Source organism: Streptomyces synnematoformans (assembly GCF_039531005.1).
Taxonomy (GTDB): domain Bacteria; phylum Actinomycetota; class Actinomycetes; order Streptomycetales; family Streptomycetaceae; genus Streptomyces; species Streptomyces synnematoformans.
This window is the reverse complement of sequence record NZ_BAAAPF010000709.1, coordinates 1-984: the sequence shown is the minus strand read 5'-3', so window position 1 is coordinate 984 and position 984 is coordinate 1. Positions and strand designations below refer to the sequence as shown.

General features: G+C 78.9%; 1 protein-coding gene and 1 pseudogene. Both read left to right on the top strand.

The window, feature by feature from the left end:
• Positions 1-501: DUF6113 family protein (locus tag ABD317_RS37270; protein ID WP_344296553.1), on the top strand; the 501-nt coding region annotated here is incomplete at its 5' end.
• A gap of 161 nt (positions 502-662) precedes the next feature.
• Positions 663-984, top strand: a pseudogene (locus ABD317_RS37265) (hypothetical protein); the annotation flags it as partial.

Below are 984 nucleotides of genomic sequence, written 5' to 3'. Positions count from 1 at the left end.
GGCGGCAGCGCCGCCGGCGGGGGCGCGGGAAAACGCAGCCGCGCCGGTACCGCCTCAACGAGCACGCCCGCGCGCCGTCCCGCGCCCCCGCCCCCGCCCTCCGGCAGCGCGCTCGCCCAGCCCGTGACGCTGGGCCGCGTCTTCGCGTACCTGGCCGCCGTGCTGCTCGGCGCCCTCGTCGGGGTCGCCGGGTCGCTGGTCCAGGCCGCCTGGGTGCCCGGCGGGATGCTCCTCGCCCTCGCCGCCGTCGGCGCACTCTGCTACGGCGCCGGGGTGGCCACCCGCGGCCGCGGCGGGGGCTTCGCCGCGGGCGGCGGCTGGCTGCTCGCGGTGATCGCCGTGTCGCTCAACCGCCCCGAGGGCGACTTCGTCTTCGCCTCCGGACTCGGGCCGCAGCTCTTCCTCTTCGGCGGCATGCTGACCGCCGGGATCGCTGTGATGTGCACCACCCTGCCGCAGCTCGTCCCGGCGGACGACGCGCCGTCCCGACTTCCCGAGTGACGTGCGCTGTTGGGCGCGGGCGACCGTCAACTACGCCTTCGCGCGGGCGACGGAATGCGGTTGCCGGGCCGCGGTGACGGAGCGGACAAGTATGGTGGTGCGCGCCGCCGGGCTGCCCGCGGGTGCCGTGACGGGCGGCGGAGCACTACGGGAGACCTGCCGTGAGCCGAGAGAATGACAGTCCGCCATCCGGTCCCGGGGGACGCGGCGACGCCGCGTACCCGCCGGGCACCCCGCCGTACGCGGGACCGGACACGCCGACCGCCGGTCCCCCCGCGCCCGGAGCGGGCGCGGGGCCGGGCCGGGACGGCGACGCGGGCGTTCCCGCGACCGAGACGACGCTGACGACCCGGATCCGGATCAACATCCCCGGCTCCAGGCCGATCCCGCCCGTCGTGGTCCGCCAGCCCCTCGAAGACGGGGCGGAGGACCCCGACGGCGCCGGCGGCGCCCCGGCCCCGGCGCCCCCGGCGGGCCCGCCGG